Origin of the sequence: Rubrilithobacter danxiaensis, from assembly GCF_047272945.1 — a bacterium.
Lineage (GTDB): Bacteria > Bacteroidota > Bacteroidia > Sphingobacteriales > Sphingobacteriaceae > Rubrolithibacter > Rubrolithibacter danxiaensis.
Genome location: NZ_JBKOPS010000002.1, coordinates 140,590 through 163,547, shown reverse-complemented (window position 1 = coordinate 163,547; position 22,958 = coordinate 140,590). Strand labels below are relative to the sequence as shown.

At 39.1% G+C, this 22,958-nt stretch carries 20 protein-coding genes; 12 read left to right on the top strand and 8 right to left on the bottom strand.

Annotated features, from left to right (window positions below; translation table 11 throughout):
• Positions 1-22 precede the first annotated feature (22 nt).
• Positions 23-952 (bottom strand): GDP-L-fucose synthase family protein, encoded by a 930-nt coding sequence (locus ACLCDL_RS02780; RefSeq protein WP_423146550.1) that lies wholly within the window; start codon positions 950-952, stop codon positions 23-25.
• A gap of 55 nt (positions 953-1,007) precedes the next feature.
• Here ACLCDL_RS02780 and trmB point away from each other — a divergent pair, with 55 nt between their 5' ends.
• From trmB to ACLCDL_RS02760, 4 genes are all read left to right on the top strand, one after another.
• Positions 1,008-1,658 (top strand): tRNA (guanosine(46)-N7)-methyltransferase TrmB, encoded by a 651-nt coding sequence (trmB, locus tag ACLCDL_RS02775; protein ID WP_423146548.1) that lies wholly within the window; start codon positions 1,008-1,010, stop codon positions 1,656-1,658.
• Positions 1,658-1,993, top strand: a complete 336-nt coding sequence (locus tag ACLCDL_RS02770) for an MGMT family protein (RefSeq protein WP_423146546.1) — start codon at positions 1,658-1,660, stop codon at positions 1,991-1,993. The genes trmB and ACLCDL_RS02770 overlap by 1 nt, the downstream gene beginning before the upstream one ends.
• 15 nt (positions 1,994-2,008) lie before the next feature.
• Entirely contained in the window at positions 2,009-2,356 is a 348-nt protein-coding gene (locus ACLCDL_RS02765; RefSeq protein ID WP_423146544.1) for a carboxymuconolactone decarboxylase family protein, read from the top strand.
• Positions 2,357-2,610: 254 nt separating this feature from the next.
• The gene (locus tag ACLCDL_RS02760) at positions 2,611-5,007 is read left to right on the top strand and encodes a PAS domain S-box protein (RefSeq protein ID WP_423146543.1); all 2,397 of its coding nucleotides are present in this window, start codon (positions 2,611-2,613) and stop codon (positions 5,005-5,007) included.
• A 2-nt stretch (positions 5,008-5,009) separates the two neighbouring features.
• On the opposite strand, the gene ACLCDL_RS02755 is transcribed toward ACLCDL_RS02760, so the two are convergent.
• On the bottom strand, positions 5,010-6,557 hold the full coding sequence (locus ACLCDL_RS02755; RefSeq protein WP_423146541.1) for a GNAT family N-acetyltransferase: 1,548 nt from the start codon (positions 6,555-6,557) through the stop codon (positions 5,010-5,012).
• A gap of 122 nt (positions 6,558-6,679) precedes the next feature.
• Between ACLCDL_RS02755 and ACLCDL_RS02750 the strand changes: the two genes are divergently transcribed.
• From ACLCDL_RS02750 to ACLCDL_RS02735, 4 genes are all read left to right on the top strand, one after another.
• Positions 6,680-7,282, top strand: coding sequence for a DNA-3-methyladenine glycosylase I (locus tag ACLCDL_RS02750; RefSeq protein WP_423146540.1), 603 nt, complete (start codon positions 6,680-6,682; stop codon positions 7,280-7,282).
• Positions 7,283-7,360: 78 nt separating this feature from the next.
• Entirely contained in the window at positions 7,361-10,159 is a 2,799-nt protein-coding gene (gene polA, locus ACLCDL_RS02745) for a DNA polymerase I (RefSeq protein WP_423146539.1), read from the top strand.
• Between the two features lie 78 nt (positions 10,160-10,237).
• Positions 10,238-11,668, top strand: coding sequence for a glycogen synthase (locus ACLCDL_RS02740; RefSeq protein ID WP_423146538.1), 1,431 nt, complete (start codon positions 10,238-10,240; stop codon positions 11,666-11,668).
• Positions 11,658-12,920: a glucose-1-phosphate adenylyltransferase gene (locus ACLCDL_RS02735; protein ID WP_423146536.1), complete on the top strand. Its 1,263-nt coding sequence runs from the start codon at positions 11,658-11,660 to the stop codon at positions 12,918-12,920. The genes ACLCDL_RS02740 and ACLCDL_RS02735 overlap by 11 nt, the downstream gene beginning before the upstream one ends.
• 21 nt (positions 12,921-12,941) lie before the next feature.
• On the opposite strand, the gene ACLCDL_RS02730 is transcribed toward ACLCDL_RS02735, so the two are convergent.
• The 4 genes from ACLCDL_RS02730 to ACLCDL_RS02715 form a co-directional block, all read right to left on the bottom strand.
• Positions 12,942-13,622 carry a metal-dependent hydrolase gene (locus ACLCDL_RS02730; protein WP_423146535.1) on the bottom strand — a complete coding sequence of 227 codons (681 nt, stop codon included), beginning with the start codon at positions 13,620-13,622 and terminating at the stop codon, positions 12,942-12,944.
• A gap of 57 nt (positions 13,623-13,679) precedes the next feature.
• Entirely contained in the window at positions 13,680-13,988 is a 309-nt protein-coding gene (locus tag ACLCDL_RS02725; RefSeq protein WP_423146533.1) for a YbaB/EbfC family nucleoid-associated protein, read from the bottom strand.
• A 215-nt stretch (positions 13,989-14,203) separates the two neighbouring features.
• Positions 14,204-14,416, bottom strand: a complete 213-nt coding sequence (locus tag ACLCDL_RS02720) for a response regulator (RefSeq protein ID WP_423146531.1) — start codon at positions 14,414-14,416, stop codon at positions 14,204-14,206.
• A 199-nt stretch (positions 14,417-14,615) separates the two neighbouring features.
• Entirely contained in the window at positions 14,616-15,806 is a 1,191-nt protein-coding gene (locus ACLCDL_RS02715; RefSeq protein WP_423146530.1) for a serine hydrolase domain-containing protein, read from the bottom strand.
• A 150-nt stretch (positions 15,807-15,956) separates the two neighbouring features.
• Between ACLCDL_RS02715 and fumC the strand changes: the two genes are divergently transcribed.
• The 4 genes from fumC to ACLCDL_RS02695 all read left to right on the top strand — a co-directional run bounded on the left by fumC (position 15,957) and on the right by ACLCDL_RS02695 (position 19,221).
• On the top strand, positions 15,957-17,354 hold the full coding sequence (gene fumC, locus ACLCDL_RS02710) for a class II fumarate hydratase (RefSeq protein WP_423146529.1): 1,398 nt from the start codon (positions 15,957-15,959) through the stop codon (positions 17,352-17,354).
• A gap of 119 nt (positions 17,355-17,473) precedes the next feature.
• The gene (locus ACLCDL_RS02705) at positions 17,474-17,980 is read left to right on the top strand and encodes a fumarate hydratase (protein ID WP_423146528.1); all 507 of its coding nucleotides are present in this window, start codon (positions 17,474-17,476) and stop codon (positions 17,978-17,980) included.
• 7 nt (positions 17,981-17,987) lie between these two features.
• A complete protein-coding gene (locus ACLCDL_RS02700; protein ID WP_423146526.1) occupies positions 17,988-18,779 on the top strand; it encodes a S1/P1 nuclease in 792 nt (263 codons plus the stop codon).
• Entirely contained in the window at positions 18,760-19,221 is a 462-nt protein-coding gene (locus ACLCDL_RS02695) for a low molecular weight protein-tyrosine-phosphatase (protein ID WP_479725321.1), read from the top strand. The genes ACLCDL_RS02700 and ACLCDL_RS02695 overlap by 20 nt, the downstream gene beginning before the upstream one ends.
• Positions 19,222-19,244: 23 nt before the next feature.
• On the opposite strand, the gene ACLCDL_RS02690 is transcribed toward ACLCDL_RS02695, so the two are convergent.
• Both ACLCDL_RS02690 and ACLCDL_RS02685 read right to left on the bottom strand, forming a co-directional pair.
• Positions 19,245-20,423 carry a PepSY-associated TM helix domain-containing protein gene (locus ACLCDL_RS02690; protein WP_423146524.1) on the bottom strand — a complete coding sequence of 393 codons (1,179 nt, stop codon included), beginning with the start codon at positions 20,421-20,423 and terminating at the stop codon, positions 19,245-19,247.
• A gap of 3 nt (positions 20,424-20,426) precedes the next feature.
• Positions 20,427-22,868: a TonB-dependent siderophore receptor gene (locus tag ACLCDL_RS02685; RefSeq protein WP_423146523.1), complete on the bottom strand. Its 2,442-nt coding sequence runs from the start codon at positions 22,866-22,868 to the stop codon at positions 20,427-20,429.
• Between the last annotated feature and the right edge of the window lie 90 nt (positions 22,869-22,958).

Below are 22,958 nucleotides of genomic sequence, written 5' to 3'. Positions count from 1 at the left end.
AGCCTGTAGCAGCTTCCTTTTTTTATACGTGTTTCTTTAAAAAATCTTCATAAGCCAGCCTGATTCCTTCAGGAAGTTCAATTTTATGGCCCCACCCTTTTGAATGAAGTTTAGTTACATCCATTAATTTACGTGGGGTACCATCCGGCTTGCTCAAATCAAACTCCAACTCACCTTCAAATCCTGTTATATCTTTTATCAATAAGGCAAGGTCTTTAATACTTATGTCTTCCCCCGTCCCAATATTAATCAGGTTAGGTTCATCGTAATTCAACATCAAATAATAACAGGCATCAGCCAGATCATCCGCAAATAAAAATTCCCTACGCGGAGTTCCGCTTCCCCAAACAGTTACTTTCTCTTCTCCATTTTCTTTAGCTTCATGAAACTTGCGGATGAGCGCCGGCAAGACATGTGAGTTTTCGGGATGATAATTATCATTGTACCCATATAGGTTGGTAGGCATCACAGAAATAAAATTACACCCGTACTGATCCCGATAGGCATCGCACAGCTTTATACCTGCAATTTTTGCAATGGCATAGGGTTCGTTTGTAGGTTCTAAAAGGCCGGTAAGCAGGTATTCTTCCTTTAAGGGTTGCGGCGCAAGTTTAGGATAGATACAGCTGGAACCCAGAAACAAAAGTTTCTTTACTCCATATAAATAAGAATTATGAATAATATTATTTTGTATACTCAGATTATCATACAAAAAATCAGCACGATAGGTGTTATTAGCAACAATTCCGCCCACTTTCGCTGCTGCCAGGAATACGTAATCAGGCACTTCGATTGAAAAAAATTCAGCAACGGCCTGCTGGTTCCTTAAATCCAGGTCGGCAGAACTACTGGTAATTATATTTGTATAGCCTTCTTTTTCGAGCTTTCTTACAATGGCAGAACCAACCATTCCCCTGTGTCCTGCAACATATATTTTTGAACTTTTTTCCACCTGTTTGTATCTATCACGCAAAGATAAAATTATTTTTGTCGGCTAAATTCAATAAATGGGTAAGGATAAATTAAAACGGTTTGCAGAGGTAGCAACCTTTGCCAATGTACTGCAATTAGACGAAGGGAAACCGTTAAAAGGGAAATGGGCCAGCCAGCATTTTAAAAATAACAATCCCCTTATTCTTGAGCTGGCTTGCGGTAAAGGTGAATATACCGTAAACCTTGCAAAGCTTTTCCCCGATAAAAATTTCATCGGGATTGATTATAAAGGTAACAGAATATGGCGCGGGGCAAAAACGGCTCTTGAAGAAAATATATCCAATGTAGCTTTTTTAAGAATCCAGATAGAGAATATAATGGATTATTTTGCTCCCGGAGAAGTAGCAGAAATATGGATAACTTTTCCCGATCCGCAGCCCCAGGTTAGCCGGGAAAAGAAGCGCTTAACTTTCCCCGGATTTTTAGAAAAGTATAAAGTTTTGCTAAAGCAGGAAGGACTTTTACATCTTAAAACCGACAATGACGCCCTTCACGAATACACTTTTGAAAAGATCAGTGAATTAGGATTAAAACTGCATACTAAAACCGAAGACCTTTATAAATCCGGCCTTGCAGATGAAGTGTTATCAATTAAAACGTATTACGAAAAAAAATATTTAGCCTCCGATAAGAATATAAACTATTTGAAGTTTAGCTTTGAATAATGGAAAAAGCTAATTTCTTTCGCGACGTCCAGGATGTTGCCCGGCAAATACCATTTGGCAGAGTTACATCGTACGGGGCAATAGCAAATTACCTGGGTGCAAAAAGTTCGTCGAGAATGGTGGGCTATGCCATGGCCGCCTCTGCTGGCGTTTCTCCGCCTGTTCCTGCCCACCGCGTTCTTAACCGCCAGGGCATGCTAACCGGAAAGATCCATTTCAAACCAGCTTCATTAATGCAGCAATTGTTAGAAAGCGAAGGAATTGAAGTAGTTGATGATCAAGTAGTAAATTTTAACACTATTTTCTGGGATCCGGCAAAAGAACTTGAACTTTAAAAATAAAAGATTATTATGGCCAGCCTTATTGAAGAATTTAATAATTACCGTACCCGGATGAACGATCGCATCATGGAAACGGCCAATACAAATATTAAACGATTTTTTGCTTTAGATACCACTACTTATGCCGCAGGAGCATTGGATGTAAAAACAAAAGAAATGCTCGGACTTGTGGCATCTATGGTGCTTCGTTGCGACGATTGTATAAAATACCATTTAGGCAAATGTCACGAAGCGGGAGTTACTACCGATGAAATGAATGAAGTATTTATGATAGCAAACCTGGTAGGAGGCTCTATTGTTATACCCCATTACCGACATGCTGTTGAATACTGGGATGAGTTACAGGAAAACAGATAAAAAATAAAGCCCGGAAGATAGCTCCCCCGGGACTTCATTAACGCTCTCAATTACTAAGACATTAAACGCAGCTAAATCAAATTTGTTTTACACCTTCTTATTTTTTTTCTATTTTTTTCTCTGTCCTTAATTTATAACCTCTTTAATCGCCTATTCGACATCGAATTGCAGACTGATAAAAGTAAACAATTCAATATTTTTCTATATTATTACAAGTAAAATATACTCCATTTAATTTCTGATAATTTTCCTCTATGTCTAACCAAAACGAGCAGAAGTTCTATAAGTATATTATCAGTCATGAAGTATTCCAAAAATTCAATCAGGAAGGAATGCTTAATATTCTTGCCATAGATGCTAAAGGTATTATTACCTATGCCAATAACAGTGAACTTGCAATGCTTGGCTATTCAGCAAATGAATATCTGGGCAAACCGCTAAATAATTTTTATACCGATACAAATACAGTTAAAAAAATTTACGACTCCGCATCTTCCGAAGATGTTAATAATATTGAATCGGGCATTCTTTGTAAAGACGGCTCTATAAAATTTGGGCTAATCAGTACAAAAAAATTCCTGGACGAAACTGGCCTCTGCCTTACTTATTTATTTGTAAGGGATATAACATCCTATAAAAAAAATGAAGAATTATTATCTTACCTGAATACTGCTGCCGAAGAACTGTCAAAAGCCCGCGACACCAAAACAGCCCTCAATAAAATCTCAAAATTAATAGTACCAAGATTTGCTAATTGGTTTACAATTGAAATTGTTAAAGATGAGGGAATCGAACTATTGCTGCTGGAGCACGAAGATCCAAAGCAAGTAGACTGGGGCCGTGAATTCCGGAAAAAAAATCCTATCGACGTAACGAGAAATTATGGAACTGCATTGGTTTTAAAAACCGGTCAGCCTTCTTTAGTTTCTGTTATAACAGACGATATGCTTACGGCGGGGATAAAAGATCTAAACATGCTGGAGATGGTGAGAAATCTTGGCATTCAATCCCTTATAACTGTTGCCATGAACAATAGTAAGGGCATTTCCGGTATTATAATGTTTATATCTACAACCCACGGGCGGCATTACGACGAAACGGATTTAAAATTTGCGCAGAACCTGGCAAACCACATTGGCCTGGCATTAGAAAATACAAAACTGAATGAGGAAGCACAGGCAGAAATTCAAAGAAGAAAACAAATAGAAGAAGAGCTTAAAAAAACACAGCTTCAGTTAAATTCGGCTTTATCATCGGGCCTGGTAGGAACATGGATGCGTGACCTGGAAAAAAACATTCTTTATATAGATGAGAGCTTATCCCGAATATTTGGTATTGAGTATAATCCAAATGGTCATCCTGCGGAAGATTTTATGAGAATCATTCATCCGGATGATCGATCATTAGTTCGGTCTATGCGGCATGAATCAATAGAAAAAGGTGCTGCATACGAAGCAGAATACAGAATTATCAGAAGAGACGGAGAAATAAGATGGATGTTTACCCGTGGAAACACTGAAAGAAACGCGGAAGGGAACAGAATGCTTTATTCGGGAGTAGTTGTTGATATAACAGAGAGAAAGCGAGCACAGGCATTGCTTAAAGAAAGCGAAGAACTTTTCCGGCTGATGGCCGAAACCATGCCTCAGAAAATATTTGCTACCGACGACAAAGGACAAATGTTATACCTGAATCCTCAATGGGAACAATTTACCGGATTTTCGCTATCAGAAATTAACAGGTTAACTCTTACCTATTTCATTCACCCGAACGACCTGCAAAAGAACTTGCGGTTGTGGTGGCACTCAATAGCAACAGGAGAAATTTTTCAATTTGAACATCGCATCCTACACAAAGACGGAAGCTACCGGTGGCACCTTACCCGTGCGCTACCCCTGCGTGATGAACAAGGAACTATTCTGAAATGGATTGGTTCTATTACCGACATACAGGACCAGAAAGCCAACGAAGAAAAGAAAGACGAGTTTATAAGTATTGCCAGCCATGAATTAAAAACTCCTATAACAAGTTTAAGAGGCTATATTCAAATTATGGAGAAAGTGGCCAAAAAAGAGGGATCGCCATCTATACTGAACCTGCTTGAAAAGACCAACCGCCAGGCTTTCAAATTAACCGCCCTTGTTAATGACCTGCTGAATGTCTCTAAAATACAGGCAGGAAAGATCAACTACACTTTTTCCGAGTTCAGCGTTGATGAAATACTCGAAGATGCTCTTACGGATATAAAAAATAATTATCCAACTCATTATATTTCTGTTAAAGGAGATACTTCCATACGCATGGTTGGAGACAAGCTGCGTTTAGAGCAGGTTTTATGCAATCTTTTATCCAATGCTGCTAAATATTCTCCAGACTCTTTCGAGATTATCCTCGAGGTTACTGATAAAGCTGATACTTTAAACATTTCAATAACTGATTTCGGTGTGGGTATTCCAGAAGAAAAAGTCCCTTTTATTTTTAACAGGTTTTACAGGGTAGAAAATACATCCTATAAATTTACAGGATTAGGCATAGGCCTTTATATTGCTTCAGAAATAATTAAAGGGCATAACGGAAAGATTAGCTTTACTTCGGTTTATGGTAAGGGGACTACTTTTTCTTTCTCAATTCCTTACAAACCATTATCCTGATTCTATTTGCGGCTTTTATCAATAATTTTATAAATATCAAGCCTTCTGTCTTCCAGATTTCTTACTGAGCCAAAACTATGCAGTTCTCTTAACAGGTTCATATCCACATCGGCAATAAGTGTTGTTTCGGTATTTGGCGTTGCTTCAGCTTTAATTCCGTTTGTAGGAAATGAAAAATCTGAAGGAGTAAAAACTGCAGATTGCGCAAACTGGATATCCATGTTATGAACCTTAGGAAGGTTGCCAACGCTTCCGGCAATAGCCACATAGCATTCATTTTCTATAGCACGTGCTTGTGCACAGTTACGTACACGCGTATATCCGTTTTGAGTATCTGTTAAAAACGGAACAAATAAAATCTGCATTTCCTGGTCTGCGAGTAACCTTGCTAATTCGGGAAACTCTACGTCGTAGCAAATCAAAATCCCGATTTTACCGCAATCCGTATCAAATATTTTGATTGAATCTCCTCCTACCATTCCCCACACGTTTCTTTCTGAAGGTGTAATATGAAGCTTTTTATACATTTCATAACTACCATCTCTTCGGCACAAAAACCCTACGTTGAGTAACGATCCGTTATCAAGATAGGGCATGCTGCCTGTTATAATATTAATGTTGTAACTGGTAGCTAATCCAATAAACTTATTTAACAAAGGCAGGGTGCAGTTGGCAATTTCCCGCATAGCATCAGCTCCGCTTAAATGATTATAAGCAGCCATGAGAGGTGCATTGAATAATTCGGGGAATAAAATAAAATCGCTTTGATAATCGCTTACAACATCTACAAAAAACTCAATCTGCTCGGTTAATGATTCCAGATTAGGGAAAGGCCTCATTTGCCATTGAACCAGGCCCAGGCGTATTATGGATTTTTTAGAATTAATAGTTTTTTCTTCAGCTTCATAATAAATGTTATTCCATTCTAATAATGAGGCATACTCCAGCGATTCTACATCGCCCGGCATATATCCTCTTAAAATTTTCCGCACGTGGAAATCGTTTGAAAGCTGGAAGGATAATGTGGGATCGTAAATTTCCTTCAATTTTACTTTCTGCAAATATTCTTTAGGACTAAGCTTATCTGCATAGTTTTTATAACTTGGAATGCGCCCTCCGGCAATAATTGCTCTTAAATTATACCGCTCACAAATCTCCTTTCGTGCATCATATAATCTTCTGCCCAGCCGCATCCCTCTAAAATCAGGATGAATAAAAAAATCTATTCCATACAAAACATTTCCCTGAGGATTATGGGTAGAAAAAGTATAATTTCCGGTAATTTGCGCATACGTATGATTATCACCAAACTTATCATAGTCAACAATAAGCGATAACGCACATCCTGCAATTGCTCCGTTTACAACAACACATATTTGACCTTCGGGAAAAAGTTCGAGCAGCTTACTAATGTGCTTCTCATCCCAAAAGGAAGCGCCTTCCCATTCAGAATATGCCTTTATCATGGAAGTCTTAAGTCCGAAATAATCTTCCTTAGTTAGATTTCTCAGTTCAATCTTTAACTCCTCGCCTGCTATTTCCTTTTCCATAGATTTGTAATAAATTTATTGGCACTTAAACAAGGCCTTGTATTAATAAAAAAAATTCAACTTAAATTGTTTACCTATTAACAAGCCGGGCTTCTGCCTGATTATAAAAAATACCCTACCGGATGGCAAATCTTACTCCAAAACCCGATTTTGATACTAACACAACAATTATTACCCGATGTGGCTGGTGCGGAAACGATCCCTTGTATATGAAATATCATGACGAAGAATGGGGAAAAGAGGTTCACGACGATAAGGTTCTATTTGAATTTCTGATACTTGAAGCGGCACAGGCGGGTTTAAGCTGGATAACTATTTTAAGAAAAAGAGAAAACTATCGCGAAGCCTTTGCGGGTTTCGACGCGGTAAAGGTTTCTCAGTTTACAGATGAAGATGTAGAGCGCTTACTGCAAAATCCCGGAATAATACGAAACCGGCTGAAGATTGAAGCAGCAATTACCAATGCTAAACGTTTTCTGGAAGTTCAGAAAGAATTTGGTTCATTTGATAAGTATTTGTACTCGTTTATGCCGGAGGGAAAATCAATCCTAAACTCACCTCTCAGCTTAAAGGATGTTCCGGCTCGTACCGAACTGTCGGATGCGATTGCCAAAGACATGAAAAAACGTGGTTTCAAGTTTTTTGGAACAACTATTTGTTATGCCCACATGCAGGCTACAGGTATGGTGAACGATCATGTGGTGGATTGTTCATTCCGTCATTAGGCTTTCTTTTTTAAGCCTTCGTACGATTTCAATCAGGAATGTTATTTTTGAAAGTATCCGGCTTTACGGAATGTATAAATGAAAAAGCTTTTTTTACTTGATGGTATGGCCCTGATTTACCGGGCACATTTTGCTCTTAGCAAAAATCCGCGGTTTACATCGGCAGGTTTAAACACCTCCGCCGTAATGGGTTTTACCAATACCCTGCTCGAAATACTTCGAAAAGAAAAACCAACCCATATAGCGGTAGTTTTTGATACCGAAGCACCTACAGAACGCCATACCGATTTTACTGATTATAAAGCGCACCGCCAGGCTATGCCCGAAGACCTTTCAACAGCAATTCCGTATATCTTCAGGCTGATTGAAGGTTTTAATATCCCTGTTATAACTTCAGACGGGTACGAAGCCGATGATATTATCGGAACGCTTGCTAAAAAAGCAGAGCAGGCAGGATTTACTGTTTTCTGCATGACTCCGGATAAGGATTTCGCCCAGCTTGTTTCAGAAAACATCTTTATCTATAAACCAGCCCGGATGGGAAATGACATGGAAATTCTGGGTGTTCCCGAAGTGCTGGCAAAATGGGAAGTTGAACGGGTTGACCAGGTTATTGATATTTTGGGCTTATGGGGCGATGCTGTTGATAATATTCCCGGTATCCCCGGAATCGGAGAAAAAACGGCAAAATCACTTATAAAACAATACGGATCGGTAGAAAATATTATCAGCAATTCGCACGAGCTGAAAGGGAAGCTGAAAGAAAATGTGGAACAGTATGCCGAGCAAGGCTTGATTTCAAAAAAACTGGCCACCATTATGCTGAATGTCCCAGTTGAACTGGATGAAGAATCATTGATGCTCGTTCCGCCAAATCGCGAAGCGTTAGAACCACTCTTAGCCGAATTAGAGTTCAGGACATTAGGTAAACGTATTTTTGGTGAGGAATTTAATGTGGTTGAAGTAAAATCTACTGTTGGCGTTCAAACAGATCTGTTTGGGAATACGGTAGAGCAAACTGTTGTAAAAACCCAGGCCATAACAGTAGAAGTTGACAAACCAGCGAGAAATATTGAAAACACCGAGCATACATACCATTTGATTGATACCCCCGAAAAGAGAAAAGAACTGATAGAGTTGCTGCAAGCGCAGAACATTTTCTGTTTCGATACTGAAACAACGGGAATGGATGCAAATAACAGTGAACTGGTAGGGCTTTCTTTTGCAATAAACCCAGGCGAAGCTTGGTATGTTCCCATGCCAGTTGACCAGGACCAGTGCAGCAGCATTGTAAAAGAATTTAAACTTGTTTTCGAAAATGAAAGCATAGCAAAGATCGGACAGAATTTAAAATTTGATATTTTAATGCTCAACTGGTGCGGCGTTAAAGTTAAGGGAGAGCTGTTCGACACCATGCTTGCTCATTACCTTATTGATCCGGATACGCGGCACAATATGGACATACTGGCACAGAATTACCTTAATTACACTCCTGTTTCCATTACTTCCCTGATTGGGTCAAAAGGGAAAAACCAGGGGAATATGCGTGATGTGGAACTGGAAAAGATTAAAGAGTACGCTGCAGAAGATGCTGATATTACATTACAGCTTCAGCAGGTTTTTACTCCCATGTTAAAATCGGCCAATGCAGATAAACTCGCCGGAGAAATTGAAAATCCGCTTATTTATGTGCTGGCAGATATGGAACGGGAAGGAGTAAAGATTGATCAACCAACCTTAGCTGATTTCTCTGTTCAGCTTCAGCAGGAAATAGTACAGTTAGAAAAAACCATTTACGAAAAGGCCGGAGTTCGTTTTAACATTGCATCGCCAAGACAGCTTGGCGAGGTGCTGTTTGATAAACTTCAGCTCGACCCCAAAGCTAAAAAAACCAAAACCGGACAATATCAAACAGGTGAGGATGTGTTAACTGCACTCGCCGGTAAGAGCGATATTGCAAAGGATATCCTGGATTTCCGACAGATGCAGAAGTTAAAATCCACTTATGTGGATGCGCTTCCTTTAATGATAAACCCAAAAACAGGGCGAATTCATACATCTTACAACCAGGCAGTAGCTGCAACGGGACGTTTAAGCTCGAATAACCCCAACCTCCAGAATATTCCTATTAAAACTGAACGGGGGCGTGAAGTTCGTAAAGCTTTTATTCCGCGGGATGATGATCATGTCATTCTCTCTGCCGATTATTCTCAGATCGAACTGAGGCTTATTGCAGAAATCAGCAAGGATGAAAACATGATGGACGCCTTTATGAAAGGCCTGGATATCCATACCTCCACCGCGGCGAAGGTATATGGTGTTGCGATAGAAGATGTGGACAGTACACAAAGAAGAAATGCAAAAGCAGTAAACTTTGGAATAATTTACGGACAATCTGCCTTTGGTTTATCACAAAGTTTAGGAATACCACGAAAAGAAGCGGCAGCTATTATCGAAGAATATTTTAATCAGTATTCCGGAATAAAAAAATACATGAGTGATACGATGAACTTTGCCCGTGAGAACGGATATGTGCAAACATTAATGGGCCGGCGAAGGTATCTGAGAGATATTAATTCGGCAAATGCTACGGTACGCGGCTTTGCGGAACGAAATGCAATCAATGCGCCTATTCAGGGTTCGGCAGCTGATATGATTAAAATTGCAATGATTAACGTTCACCATGACCTGATCAATCAGAACCTGGAGACAAAAATGACGATGCAGGTACATGACGAGTTGGTTTTTGATGCTCCAAAAGCAGAAGTTGAAAAAGTGCGCCTGATAATTGAAGAACGAATGAAACATGCTATTAAAACAGAAATCCCCATTGTAGTTGAAATTGGCCAGGGAACTAACTGGTTAGAAGCGCATTAAAATTTTCAAAAACCTGTCACAATCCAGTAAGGTTTTTGTTTAAGTTTAAAGTAAAACAGAAATTAACCTTATCAAATTATGAATGTTATTCACCTTAGTGCCGAATGCTACCCTGTAGCTAAAGTAGGTGGATTAGGAGACGTAGTAGGCGCATTACCAAAATATCAGAACAACCTGGGTATAAAAGCAGCAGTTGTAATGCCTTATTACGACAAAAAATTTACGCAGGAAAATACGTTCGACACCGTATATAAGGGGCTGGTAAATTTAGGATCGCTTCAATTTGAATTTGAAGTTTTAAAAGAATCAGCAGATAAACTCGGCTTCCCATTATTTTTAATCCGTATCCCCGGATTATTGGATCGTCCTGAAGTGTACTCTTACCAGGATGAGACAGAACAGTTTGTAACATTTCAACTGGCTTTTTTAAACTGGGCTTCCCAGCTGGATGAGAAACCTGATGTTGTGCATTGCCATGATCATCATACCGGGCTGATTCCTTTTTTAATGTATTATTCCGCCAGTTTTAAATCACTTGCAGGCATTCCAACGGTTTGTACCATTCACAATGGTCAGTACCAGGGATGGATGAGCTGGGACAAATTTTATTATTTGCCGGATATAGATCCCTGGAAAACAGGTTTGCTCGACTGGAACGGAGCAATTAATCCGCTTGCATCATCTGTTAAATGCAGCTGGAAATATACTACGGTATCTCCAAGCTACCTCTCAGAACTAACAGTTAACTCTAACGGACTGGAAGCTTTATTTGAGATGGAAAAAGAAAAAGGGGTGGGAATTATTAATGGTATTGACACGGCTGTCTGGAATCCGGAAACAGATCCAATGCTGGTTAGTACTTATAATTTAAATACCGCGAAAAAAGGCAAGCAGGAAAATAAGAGATGGTTATGTAAAGAGTTCGGCTTTACCCTCGGCAAGCCTTTAATTTCATTTATTGGCCGCCTGGTGGGTGAAAAAGGCGCCGATCTTTTACCGGAAATTTTAACTCAATGCCTTACTTCACTAAAAGGAAAAGTAAATTTTCTGATACTTGGCTCCGGAGATCCTGTGCTCGAAGAACAATTAACTGCATTAAAAACAGACTTTAAAAAGAGTTTAAATTGTTTTATTGGGTATAATGAAGAACTTTCGCATAAAATTTATGCAGGTTCTGATTTTTTATTAATGCCATCAAGAGTTGAACCTTGTGGATTAAATCAGCTATATTCGTTAAGATATGGAACCGTTCCAATTGTACGCAGTACCGGGGGACTGAAAGATACTGTAATTGATTTTGAAGAAGAAGAAGGATACGGGATCTGTTTTGATAATGCCGATACGCATAGTGCCTGCCAGGCAATTGAACGGGCAGTAAATTTATATTCAAACACCGCCCTTTTACAATTGTTACGTAAACGGATGATGGCACTGGATTATTCATGGGATAAATCAGCCAATCAATATATAAATCTTTATAACAGTTTAACTTCCACAAATGAGCTCTAAGGTAATATCAATGATCTTAGGAGGCGGGCAAGGAACCCGGCTTCATCCTTTAACCGCAACCCGTTCAAAACCCGCCGTTCCTATAGCAGGAAAATACCGGTTGGTGGATATTCCTATTTCAAACTGTTTGCATTCCGGCATCAGACGAATGTTTGTGTTAACACAGTTTAACTCAGCTTCGCTCAATAAACACATTAAAAATACCTATCATTTCAGTTTGTTCAGCGATGCTTTTGTGGATATTCTCGCTGCCGAACAAACACCGCTTAATACTACCTGGTTCCAGGGAACGGCAGATGCGGTACGCCGCAGCTTAATTCATATCGATGCTTTTGATTTTGAATATGTATTAATCCTTTCGGGAGATCAGCTTTACCAGATGGATTTTGTGGATATGCTGAAAAATCATGAAGAGAAAGGCGCCGAAATAACTGTGGCAACTATTCCGGTTACTGCCAAGGATGCATCGAGCTTCGGTATCATGAAATCGGATGAGAATAATAATATTACGTCCTTTATTGAAAAACCGAAAACAGGTATAGAAGAGTGGGCATCGGATGTGAGCCCCGAGATGAGAGCACAGGGAAGGCTATACGAAGCTTCTATGGGTATTTACATTTTTAACAGAAATGTTTTATACGACATTCTGAATAATGACACCCATACAGATTTTGGTAAAGAAATTATACCGATAGCCATCGAGTCGAGAAAGGTAATCAGTTATCAGTACGATGGCTACTGGACAGATATCGGAACAATTCCTTCCTTCTTTGAAGCTAATATTGAACTTACCGAAGATATTCCAAAGTTCAACCTGTTCGATAAAAAGAGCATTTATACACGTCCGAGGATGCTTCCGCCGTCAAAAATATCAGGAACAACATTAGAAAAAACAGTTGTTTCAGACGGTTGCATTATCCATGCCAGCCGTATTGAACGTTCAGTAATAGGAATACGTACCCGGATTGGCAAGGGAACAACCATAGCCTGCAGCTATATTATGGGAAGCGATTATTACGAAACGTTGGAACAATTAGAGAATGCACGTGTAAGCGGAACACCTATGATGGGCGTTGGCGAACGGTGCTATATCCGCAATGCTATTCTTGACAAAAACTGCCGTATCGGAAGCGATGTAAGAATAAATGGCGGCGCTCACTTACCCGACGGCGACTACGATACACATACTGTAAGAGATGGCATTGTAGTGGTGAAAAAAGCTGCTGTTATTCCTAACGGAACGGTAATATAAAACGAAATCGGAGAAACGGAACTAAAGTTCTACCGTTTCTCCGATTTTTAATAACCGAAGATTCAGGCCTGCATTGGTAAATTTTGTTATAGCCTCTTCCTTATCAATTTTTATATAGTTAAAGGTATCGAAATGCATCCCGATAATGGTATTACACTTTATAAAGCCGGATGCTATAATGGCATCGTCTACTCCCATTGTAAAGTTATCCCCAACCGGCAAAAAGGCTAGATCTGGTTTATCTAATTCGCCTATTAATTTCATTTCCTGTGTTAAAGCAGTATCGCCAGCATAGTATATCTTTTTTCCTTCAATTTCCAAAATAAACCCGGCGGCAGCCCCACCATATGAGCCATCGGGAAGAGAGTTAGAATGGGCAGCAAATACCATCTTAACAGTGCCAAAGTTAAATTTCCACTTCCCACCCAGGTTCATCGGATGTGTTTTTTCAATTCCTTGTTTATTCAGCCATACCGCAATCTCAAAAATAGAAATTACAGTAGCGCCCGTACGGTTTGCAATATCTACCAGATCAGAAGCATGATCGGAATGGCCATGTGACATTAAAATATAATCCGCGTGGATACTATTTACATTGATGTGTTCTGCCAGTTCATTAGGAGTTATAAAGGGATCGAACAAAAGTTTTTTTCTTTCCGCCTCTATCATAAAGCAGGATTGCCCGTAATATGTTATTTTCATCTTTTTTTAAAGATTTGAGAGATTAGATGTGAGTATTATTGAGATAAGCTAAATAGGTTATATTCCTCCAAACATTCCACCTAAGCCTCCAAGCATATCGCGGGTTGCGGCCTGCATTTCTGCCTGGCTTGTATTTTCTGCCTGTGATAATGCTTTATTTACGGCAACAATAAGTAATTCTTCCAGTTCTTCTTTATCTGCTGCACTCAGAAATTCCTGATCTATTTCAATGGATTTAATTTCCTTGTTACCCGTTGCCGTAACTTTTACTTTACCACTCTCTGCCTCGCCCGTTACAGTAATATCATTTAAGCGTTTTTTTATTTCTTCAGCTTTTTGCTGCGCTTGCATTAATTTATCAAACATAATTTCTTATTTAAAAGGACCAAAATAAAAACAGACGGAAGTGTTAAAAGTTTAAAGCGTACTTTTAATAATATCGGGAGAAAGTGGTTTAGAAATAAAGCGTTTTACAAATGAATAAGTTTCTGATTTTAAAATGTCCTTCTCATCAACCGATGAACTTACAATATATATTTTTATCTCTTTTTTAAGTTCTGATTTTAAAAATTTGAACTTTTCTAAAAATCCCCATCCATTAAAGGCATGTTCAGATCCAGCAGAATTACATCCGGCAAAGCATCTGCATCCATCGCATTTTCCGACAAATCAGCCAGGGCTAAACGAGCATCCGTAAAGCTTTTATATTCTGTAAATATCTTGTGCTTTTCAACCATGATCTGCACAATTCTTTGATGAATCGGATCGTCATCAATAATGAAAACTTTACTCATACAATCAGCAAGCGTTAAATATAAAAGCTTTTTCCGAACATCAAAAAAAGGCTATTCTACTTACTCTAAATAGAACCGTTGATCTTAAATTTTGATTCAGACAATACTTATTTAATTATTTATACAAGTTAATAAGTATTGCAAAGAGCAAGAATAATAAAATAATTAAATTTTACCAGTCGGTAGGTAAATTTTTATTCTAATCCTCAGAAGTGATACCTGCGCCGTTGTATGCACTTTTTCTAACTACCGGCATGCCCACCATATGAAACAATTCATCCAGCTTAAGCAAACTGCCGTTGGTGATATTCTGAAGAAGAACGATGGTAACATCGGCAGTAAGATCGCGGAGGTAAATATGCCTGAAGCCATGCCACCAACCGGTATGATAAGCAATTTTATGCCCGTTTCCTTCAAACAACCGCCATCCGTATCCGTAATTAAAGTGTCCACGAATCATTTCATTATGGCCTGTGTACATTGAATCAAGGCTGCTTTTTTTCAAAAGTTTCCCTTTTCTCAATGCCCGGTCAAATAAAAACAGATCGTGAATAGTACTGTAAATACCCTTATCGCCCACGGGACCATCGAGAAAATTCTGAACAACTGAATAACGCCAGGTTCTGTCGTGTCCAACTACATCCACCGGTATTTTTTCATACTCTGCTTTTGAATAAACAGCCGTATGTTTCATTCCTGCAGGCAAAAAAACATTTTCCTTCATAAACTGAGAATAACGCTGGCCGCTTACTTTTTCAATAATAGCACCCAGTATCATGAAGTTTGAATTATTATAATGAAACGTTTTATCCGGCTTGGTATAAGGCGCCGGCTTATATTCAGCAATCAGGTTCATTACATCGGTATTCGACATCCCCTTCTTTTTATCCTTCCAGATTCTGTCGGTAAAATAAACGTAATTCATCAAACCGGAACGATGGCATAACAGCAGCCGTATGGTGATTCCCTCATAAGGAAAATTTGGAAAGAACTCTTTCACGTTCTGATCAAGTCTTAACTTTCCTCTTTCTACCAGCATCATAATAGCAGTTGCGGTAAAGGGTTTGGTAACCGAGGCAAGCTCAAATTGAGAATCGATCTTTAAACTGTCTCTGTGAAGATAATCTGCCCAGCCTATTGCGTTTTCGTAAATTATTTTGCCTTTTTTTGCTACAAGCACATTACCGTTAAAACCGTACCTTTTATGCAGATTTTTCATAAAAGCATCTATCCGCGGATCTGCTTTAGCGGGGTCGTAAATCAATGATAAACTGTCTGATTTATCCTCTTCCTGGGTCCGGACTACATTTTTTTTCCTTTCTGATGAGCACGAAAAAATTAAAATACTGCAAAAAACAAGTAAGAATACGCTTCTAAAACAACTAATCATTAGCAAATAGATATAAGATAAGAATGGCTGAAATTAAAAATTATTGTAGAGAGACGATTAAAAGAGTTTTAAACACTTAAAAACGAAGAATGTAAATGTAGAGAGTTTAGTTAAAAAATCTAAATTTGCGGCATAACAATCATCCTGATTATGGCTTACAGAATTGAACATGACACCATGGGGGAAGTACAGGTTCCCGCAGATAAATACTGGGGAGCGCAAACAGAACGCTCACGCAATAATTTTAAAATAGGGCCGGAAGCTTCTATGCCTAAAGAAATTATTTATGCATTTGCTTACCTGAAAAAGGCAGCGGCTTTTACCAATGCAGACTGTAATGTACTTCCGGCAGAAAAAAGAGATCTGATAGCACAGGTTTGCGATGAAATACTGAACAGGCAGCTGGATGCCGAATTCCCATTGGTTATCTGGCAAACAGGATCAGGAACGCAATCTAACATGAATGTGAATGAGGTTATAGCCAACCGTGCGCACGTAATTCAGGGGCATAAATTAGGCGAAGGGAAAACCTTTATTCATCCGAATGACGATGTAAATAAATCGCAGTCATCAAACGATACGTATCCTACCGCAATGCACATTGCGGCTTATAAAATAGTTGTAGAAGTTACCATTCCCGGAGTAGAAAAATTAAGAGATACTTTAAAAGCAAAATCCGAAGAGTTTAAAGATGTGGTAAAAATTGGCCGTACGCATTTAATGGATGCTACGCCTCTAACTTTAGGGCAGGAATTTTCGGGATATGTTTCTCAACTTGAACATGGCTTGAAAGCTTTGCGAAATACACTGGACCACTTGTCGGAACTTGCCCTTGGCGGAACGGCAGTAGGTACTGGTATTAACACTCCTAAAGGCTACGATGTAAAAGTTGCCGGGTACATCTCTAAGTTTACCGGTCTGCCATTCAGAACTGCAGAAAATAAATTTGAAGCTTTAGCTGCGCATGACGCGATGGTTGAAACTCACGGAGCCCTAAAGCAGCTGGCTGTTTCTTTGATGAAGATTGCCAATGATATCCGTATGCTGGCTTCAGGGCCGCGGTCAGGTATTGGCGAACTATTTATTCCCGAGAACGAACCAGGCTCCTCCATTATGCCCGGAAAAGTAAATCCAACACAAAATGAGGCTATGACAATGGTTGCTGCTCAGGTAATGGGTAACGATGTTACCATTTCTATTGGTGGCTCTAACGGCCATTACGAATTAAATGTTTTTAAGCCTCTAATTGCTGCTAACTTCCTGCAATCGGCCCGATTAATCGGTGATGCCTGCGTATCCTTCAATGATCACTGTGCTGTTGGAATTGCCCCGAATTATGAAGGAATTAAAAAACATGTTGAAAATTCTTTGATGCTTGTTACAGCATTAAATCCTCATATCGGGTATGAGAATGCGGCTAAAATTGCTAAAAAAGCACATAAAGAAAATAAATCCTTACGGGAGGCGGCACTTGAACTTAACCTGCTTACAAACGAAGAGTTTGATAAATGGGTACGTCCTGAAGACATGATCGGAGGGATAAAATAATTTCATATTGTCATTCTGAGCGGATTTGATAGCTAAAAGAAGCAATCTCCCTACTCCGTTCAGAATGACAATTCGCTTCGCTCTTCAAAGAAGCATGGGCAGGATGATTACGATTGATAATGACAAATAAACTTTTAGCCTTTCTCCTTTTATCTGTGGCATTAACAGTCGTGTTCGCATCCTGTAAATTCAATAAAAATGTGCAGGGAAGCGGCGTAGACTTTTTACAGGGAGAATGGATTCAGGACTCTATTCCCTATAAAGAGCAATTGCTTGAATACACCCGGCATAAGTTTGTTTTTACGTGCGATTCATTTTATGTTCAGTTTGAAACACACGCAAAAGTAAATCATTATCAGGATAGCTGTTTTAGTAATGGTAGTTGGATAGAATATGCAAAAGGCACCTACTTGCAAAGAAACGATACCATATACTTAGACGGTACCTTCACTAAGGCTAACTACAAACAAAAAATATCCGGTTGCCATCGCATCGGCCGTTACCTGCCGGTGTGGATTGTAAAAAAACGTACTGGCAATTCCCTGGAGTTAAAAGACCTTAACCAGCATGCTCCTCTATTTTTAACACTCAGGAAAAGAATAACCTGTATTCCAAAACCTCTTTAAATTTTTCATGTCAAAAAGCAGGATAATCTTAATTTGCATATTGCTTGTTTATATTCCAGCCAATACTATGGCCTGGGGAATATTGGGGCATCGCATTGTTGGCGGAATAGCAGAAAGCTATCTCAGTAAGAAAACACTTGATGAAATAAGAAAAATATTGGGAAATGAATCCCTTGCTATTGCTTCAAACTGGGCTGATTTTGTAAAATCAGATCCTGCTTATAATTATCTGGGCAGATGGCATTATATTAATTTTGATAAAGGGCTTTCGTTTACCAACATGAACCAAGTTCTTAAAAAAGACACCTCGGTAAATGCCTATACTAAGCTTAAATTCCTTATTGATGAGCTTAAGAAAAAGTCTTTGCCAAAAGAAAAGAAGGTATTATACCTGCGACTTCTTATCCATATTGTTGCTGATATCCACCAGCCATTTCATGTTGGTTATGCCGAGGACAAAGGAGGAAATAATATAAAAGTTTCCTGGTTCAATAAAAGAACAGACATGCACGGCTTATGGGATTCGCAATTAATCGAATTTCAAAAACTGAGTTACACAGAATATATTCAGGCGATTAATCATCCGTCGCAAGCAGAGCTTAACAAATGGCAGAAAGAAGGTTTGAACAAATGGTTTTTCGATTCTTACGTACTTGCTGAAAAATTATATGCCGATGTTCCCCCGAATGCTAAATTAAGTTATCGTTATAATTATGAAAACCTTGCTACGTTGAATTCGCAGTTACTGAAAGGCGGAGTTCACCTGGCGGGTTTATTAAATGAAATTTTTGGAAGTTAGCACAATGAAGATTTTAATGGTTTGCCTTGGCAACATCTGCCGATCACCTCTTGCTCACGGCATTATGGAGCATTTGGTAAAAGAAAAAGGGCTTGATTGGGAAATTGATTCGGCAGGAACAGGAAACTGGCATATCGGTTCACCTCCCGACCATCGTTCAATTGCTATCGCAAAAAAGTATGGGGTAGATATTTCCAGGCAATGTTGCAGGCAATTCCGGATTCAGGACTTTGATGAATATGACCGCATTTACGTGATGGACAGAATGAATTTACGTGATGTTTTAAGTATGGCCCGTTCTGAAAAAGATAAGCAGAAAGTAAAACTACTTCTGGATCAGGAAATAGTGCCGGACCCCTATTACGAAGATGAGCAGTTTGATCCTGTTTATAAAATGATTGAAAAAGGCTGCAGGAATATACTGGAGAAGGAGATAAAATAGTTCCTCTGATGGATGATTCTTCCTTATTGTTTAGCTAAATAGCTTAACTTTCTCATTCTTAAAAGCCTGATTCCTTCAGCTGCTTTTGATTTTTTCTTTTTCCTGCGGCCCAACCATATATAGAATCCGGTTATCGGTAAACTTCCGCAGACAAGGCTGGCGCAAAAAACAAGAATTTTCCCCGGCAAGCCGATAATAGCCCCAATATGGACATCGTAGTTCATTCGCATTAGTTTATCGGCAACGGAGGCTGTCTCAAACCGGCCGTATAAATGGTTTACTTCCTTTTCTTTCAACGTATACTGATCAAAATAACGGTAATCACTTTTCCATAAAGTAGATGCATCCGAATTTGTGACTGATATAATTGAAGAAGAGTCGGATTCAGGAAAATGAATTTCAATAAGCTCTGTCGTAGGATTCTCGGCACTTACCGTTCTCCAGATTTTATTTATTGCAGGCTCATTTATATTTACTGCATTTACCGTTTTCACAGAAAGCGGATCACTGTAAGGTAACATTGTTTTACCCCCCGAACTCGCCCAGTAAATCGAGTTTGCAAACCATTGAAAACCCATAACAAGGCCCGTAATGGCTATAAAAATGGCAATAAAAGTTATGTAAAAGCCAGGAACATTGTGCATGTCATAATTAACACGCCGCCATTTTGCAGTCCATTTTATAGTAAAGCGTTGTTTTCTTGCCGCTTTGTTTTTGGGCCACCACAAAATTATTCCTGTTATCAGCATAATTAAGAACATCAAAGTGGCCGAAGCCACAATGGGCTGCCCGATTTGAGGCGGAAGCCATAAATAGTAATGCCCCATTATGATTATCCGGAAAAAATCCTTTTCCATATTCTTAACTTTTAGTACGCTACCCGAATATGGATTGATATAAACAATATAATAATGAGCGGGTTCAGCACTGAAAAACGTTACCTGTGCCGAATGGCGGTCATCCAGATAAATTACACTGTGGAGTTTTTTATCGGGCAAGGATTTAAGGGCAATTTTTCCCAATTGAGCCGGTGGCAGAACAGGTTTCGACTGTGGCTCTACAAACTGGTAAGGAGCCGTAATCAGTTCTATCTCTTTTTGAAACGCCAGCATACATCCTGTTATGCTTAAAAATAAAACAATGAGCCCGGATGCGAATCCGAGCACAAGGTGTAATTTACCGACTATCTTTTTTACATACATAGGTTAGAATTTAAATGAAACGCTGGCATTGAAACTTCTTAACTTTTGCGGATTCATTGTACCATAACCAATCCAGTATTGCTTATTGGTAATATTATCCATTTTTAAGCCAATCCTGTATTTCGGCTGATCGTAAAACACGCTTGCGTTTAGGATGGTATAAGATGGAAGCGTAAATACGCCCATACTTACACTGTTTACAATCATGTTGTCACTTGCGTAGTTACCACCAAATCCAAGTCCCAAACCTTGCAGTATGCCTTCATGAAACCGATAACTTGCCCATAAATTAGCAGCGTAAGGAGACATGGCTGTTCCGGGCCTTCTGCCTTCTATATCCGCATCCGCTTTTTCCATTCTCGAATCGTTGTAAGCAAATCCCGCCACTAAATTTAAACCTGTGAATGGGTTTGCAATTATTTCAGCTTCAAAACCTTTGCTTAACTGAGTTCCATCCTGAATCTGTGCATTGGGAAATGCACCCGGGCCGGTGTAATTCCTCACCACATCTTTAACTTTAATATCGTAATAAGATAAGGTACTGCTTAATTTCCCTCCAAATACATCCAGCTTTATTCCCCCTTCAATTTGATCGGCCTGCTCGGGCTTAAAGTTCTTGCCTGTATAATCAACTCCGGTTTTATTGGTAAAGCCGTTCTGATAATTTGCAAATAAAGATACCTTGTCTTTTACAGGCTGGAAGATAAGGCCGAACTTTGGCGAGAAAGCTGTCTGATGGTAAGCCCCTGAATTTGTTGCCGTCGTTTGATCAAATGTTCCCAGGTTGTCAAAATAATCTACCCGCAGAGCAGCTAAGGCAATAAGCCTGTCTGTAACATTTATCACATCAGAAATATAAGCGCTGTATGTATTTGATTTAAACCGGACAGGATATGTAAAGTCATAAGGACGGCTGTAATAAACGGAATCCAGTTTATTCTTATTAAAATTACCGTAGGTTGGAATAGTTCCGTTCTTGGCTATAACATCAAAACTGCTGCCATAAAAGAACTGGTTTGAGTTCTGTCTGAAAAAATCCAGTCCTAATACAATCCTGTTTTTCATGTTTCCAATCCGAAATTCGCCGTTAAAATTTTGCTGAATTTCCCACACATTTATTTCACTGTTGGCGGTGGACTGATCGTTACGCGATAAATAATCACTGCCTGTAGCGGTAGTATCGCCGGTAGCAATGGCATTTGGCAAAAGGTAGAAGTAGGGGTAATGTCCGTCAGAAAAACTATGAGTGCTTGTAAAATTTGTTTGTGATGTCCATTTATCAGAAAACTTATAACTCATCTGCCCGAAGTAATTACTGCTTCTCGAAATTTGGGTAATATCGTTAGCGGAGTAAGAACGTTTATAATCAATTCCTAATTCCTGAGGAGTAGATCCACCGATCTGGGAAACCGGGAAATAAAAGAAAATAATTTGTTTACCTGTGTTTTGCCCGTTAAAAAGTTCCGCATCCAGGTTAAAAGACAGCCTGTCGCTGGCTTGGTAATACAGACTTGGGGCAATTACAAAGCTTTTGTCGAATCCATTATCCTGAAAGCTTCCCTCGTAATTATAAGCGGTATTAACTCTTAAAAGAAGATTCTTTTCAGCATTTAGCGGACTGTTTATATCGGCACTTATGCGATTAAAAGAATAACTTCCGGTTGAATAAGAAACTTCGCCACCAACATTTTCAAAGGGTTTTTTGGTAACGCGGTTAATCAGCCCGCCGTACGATGTAAGCGTACTGCCAAAAAGCGTTGCTGAAGGCCCTTTAATTACCTCCACACTTTCCAGATTTGCCGCATCAATCCTGCTGGAAACGTTACCGGCTATACCATTTCTTAACTGACTTTGCATTATAAATCCGCGTGAATTATAATATGCGCCACCATCTCCTCCACGGCCTGTCGCCTCCCACATTTTCTGTAATCCCGGTGCATTTTTAACTGCATCATCTACAGAAAAGATTAGCTGCTCTGAAAGCAGTTCTTTTGATACAGAACTATAAACCTGTGGATTCTCCAGGTTTTTAAGCGGCATTTTAGCTACATAAGGGCTTTGTTTTCTTGAGAACTTGTTTGTTTTATTAGCAGAAACGATTACTTCCTGCAATTGAGAGAAACTTTCGGATAAGATGAAGTTGTTTACAAGCTCTTGTCCTGCTGTAACACTTACCTTCCTTTCCTGGCCAACTAATCCGATTGCAGAAACCTGTAAAATATAATCTCCGGCTTTTATTTTTCTGATTAAATAATCTCCCTCGCTGTCAGTTAAAACTCCGTGATTCTTCCCCTTTAAACGAACGGAAACATTTGCAGCAGGCAGCCCATCGGCGGTTGTAACCCGTCCTTTTATTACCGCAGTTTCCTGGGCAAAAATTGAAATGGAACAAAAAATAAGAAGGAATGTAAAAGTGAGTGTATGTGTAAAGGCTTTAGTTAACATTTTTATTTGGATTAAATCTAAATAGTGTGGCAAATATAAAAGAGCTTTTTCTATAAATCCAAATTATTTATAATTAATCTAAATAATACA

Excerpts from the sequence above, each read along its gene's own strand:
- ACLCDL_RS02700 (WP_423146526.1), top strand. The coding sequence starts at position 17,988 with ATGTCAAAAAGCAGGATAATCTTAATTTGCATATTGCTTGTTTATATT.
- polA (WP_423146539.1), top strand. The coding sequence starts at position 7,361 with ATGAAAAAGCTTTTTTTACTTGATGGTATGGCCCTGATTTACCGGGCA.
- ACLCDL_RS02705 (WP_423146528.1), top strand. The coding sequence starts at position 17,474 with ATGACAAATAAACTTTTAGCCTTTCTCCTTTTATCTGTGGCATTAACA.
- ACLCDL_RS02770 (WP_423146546.1), top strand. The coding sequence starts at position 1,658 with ATGGAAAAAGCTAATTTCTTTCGCGACGTCCAGGATGTTGCCCGGCAA.
- trmB (WP_423146548.1), top strand. The coding sequence starts at position 1,008 with ATGGGTAAGGATAAATTAAAACGGTTTGCAGAGGTAGCAACCTTTGCC.
- ACLCDL_RS02750 (WP_423146540.1), top strand. The coding sequence starts at position 6,680 with ATGGCAAATCTTACTCCAAAACCCGATTTTGATACTAACACAACAATT.
- fumC (WP_423146529.1), top strand. The coding sequence starts at position 15,957 with ATGGCTTACAGAATTGAACATGACACCATGGGGGAAGTACAGGTTCCC.
- ACLCDL_RS02725 (WP_423146533.1), bottom strand. The coding sequence starts at position 13,988 with ATGTTTGATAAATTAATGCAAGCGCAGCAAAAAGCTGAAGAAATAAAA.
- ACLCDL_RS02690 (WP_423146524.1), bottom strand. The coding sequence starts at position 20,423 with ATGTATGTAAAAAAGATAGTCGGTAAATTACACCTTGTGCTCGGATTC.
- ACLCDL_RS02760 (WP_423146543.1), top strand. The coding sequence starts at position 2,611 with ATGTCTAACCAAAACGAGCAGAAGTTCTATAAGTATATTATCAGTCAT.
- ACLCDL_RS02730 (WP_423146535.1), bottom strand. The coding sequence starts at position 13,622 with ATGAAAATAACATATTACGGGCAATCCTGCTTTATGATAGAGGCGGAA.
- ACLCDL_RS02685 (WP_423146523.1), bottom strand. The coding sequence starts at position 22,868 with ATGTTAACTAAAGCCTTTACACATACACTCACTTTTACATTCCTTCTT.
- ACLCDL_RS02735 (WP_423146536.1), top strand. The coding sequence starts at position 11,658 with ATGAGCTCTAAGGTAATATCAATGATCTTAGGAGGCGGGCAAGGAACC.
- ACLCDL_RS02740 (WP_423146538.1), top strand. The coding sequence starts at position 10,238 with ATGAATGTTATTCACCTTAGTGCCGAATGCTACCCTGTAGCTAAAGTA.
- ACLCDL_RS02695 (WP_479725321.1), top strand. The coding sequence starts at position 18,760 with ATGAAATTTTTGGAAGTTAGCACAATGAAGATTTTAATGGTTTGCCTT.
- ACLCDL_RS02765 (WP_423146544.1), top strand. The coding sequence starts at position 2,009 with ATGGCCAGCCTTATTGAAGAATTTAATAATTACCGTACCCGGATGAAC.
- ACLCDL_RS02720 (WP_423146531.1), bottom strand. The coding sequence starts at position 14,416 with ATGAGTAAAGTTTTCATTATTGATGACGATCCGATTCATCAAAGAATT.
- ACLCDL_RS02715 (WP_423146530.1), bottom strand. The coding sequence starts at position 15,806 with ATGATTAGTTGTTTTAGAAGCGTATTCTTACTTGTTTTTTGCAGTATT.
- ACLCDL_RS02755 (WP_423146541.1), bottom strand. The coding sequence starts at position 6,557 with ATGGAAAAGGAAATAGCAGGCGAGGAGTTAAAGATTGAACTGAGAAAT.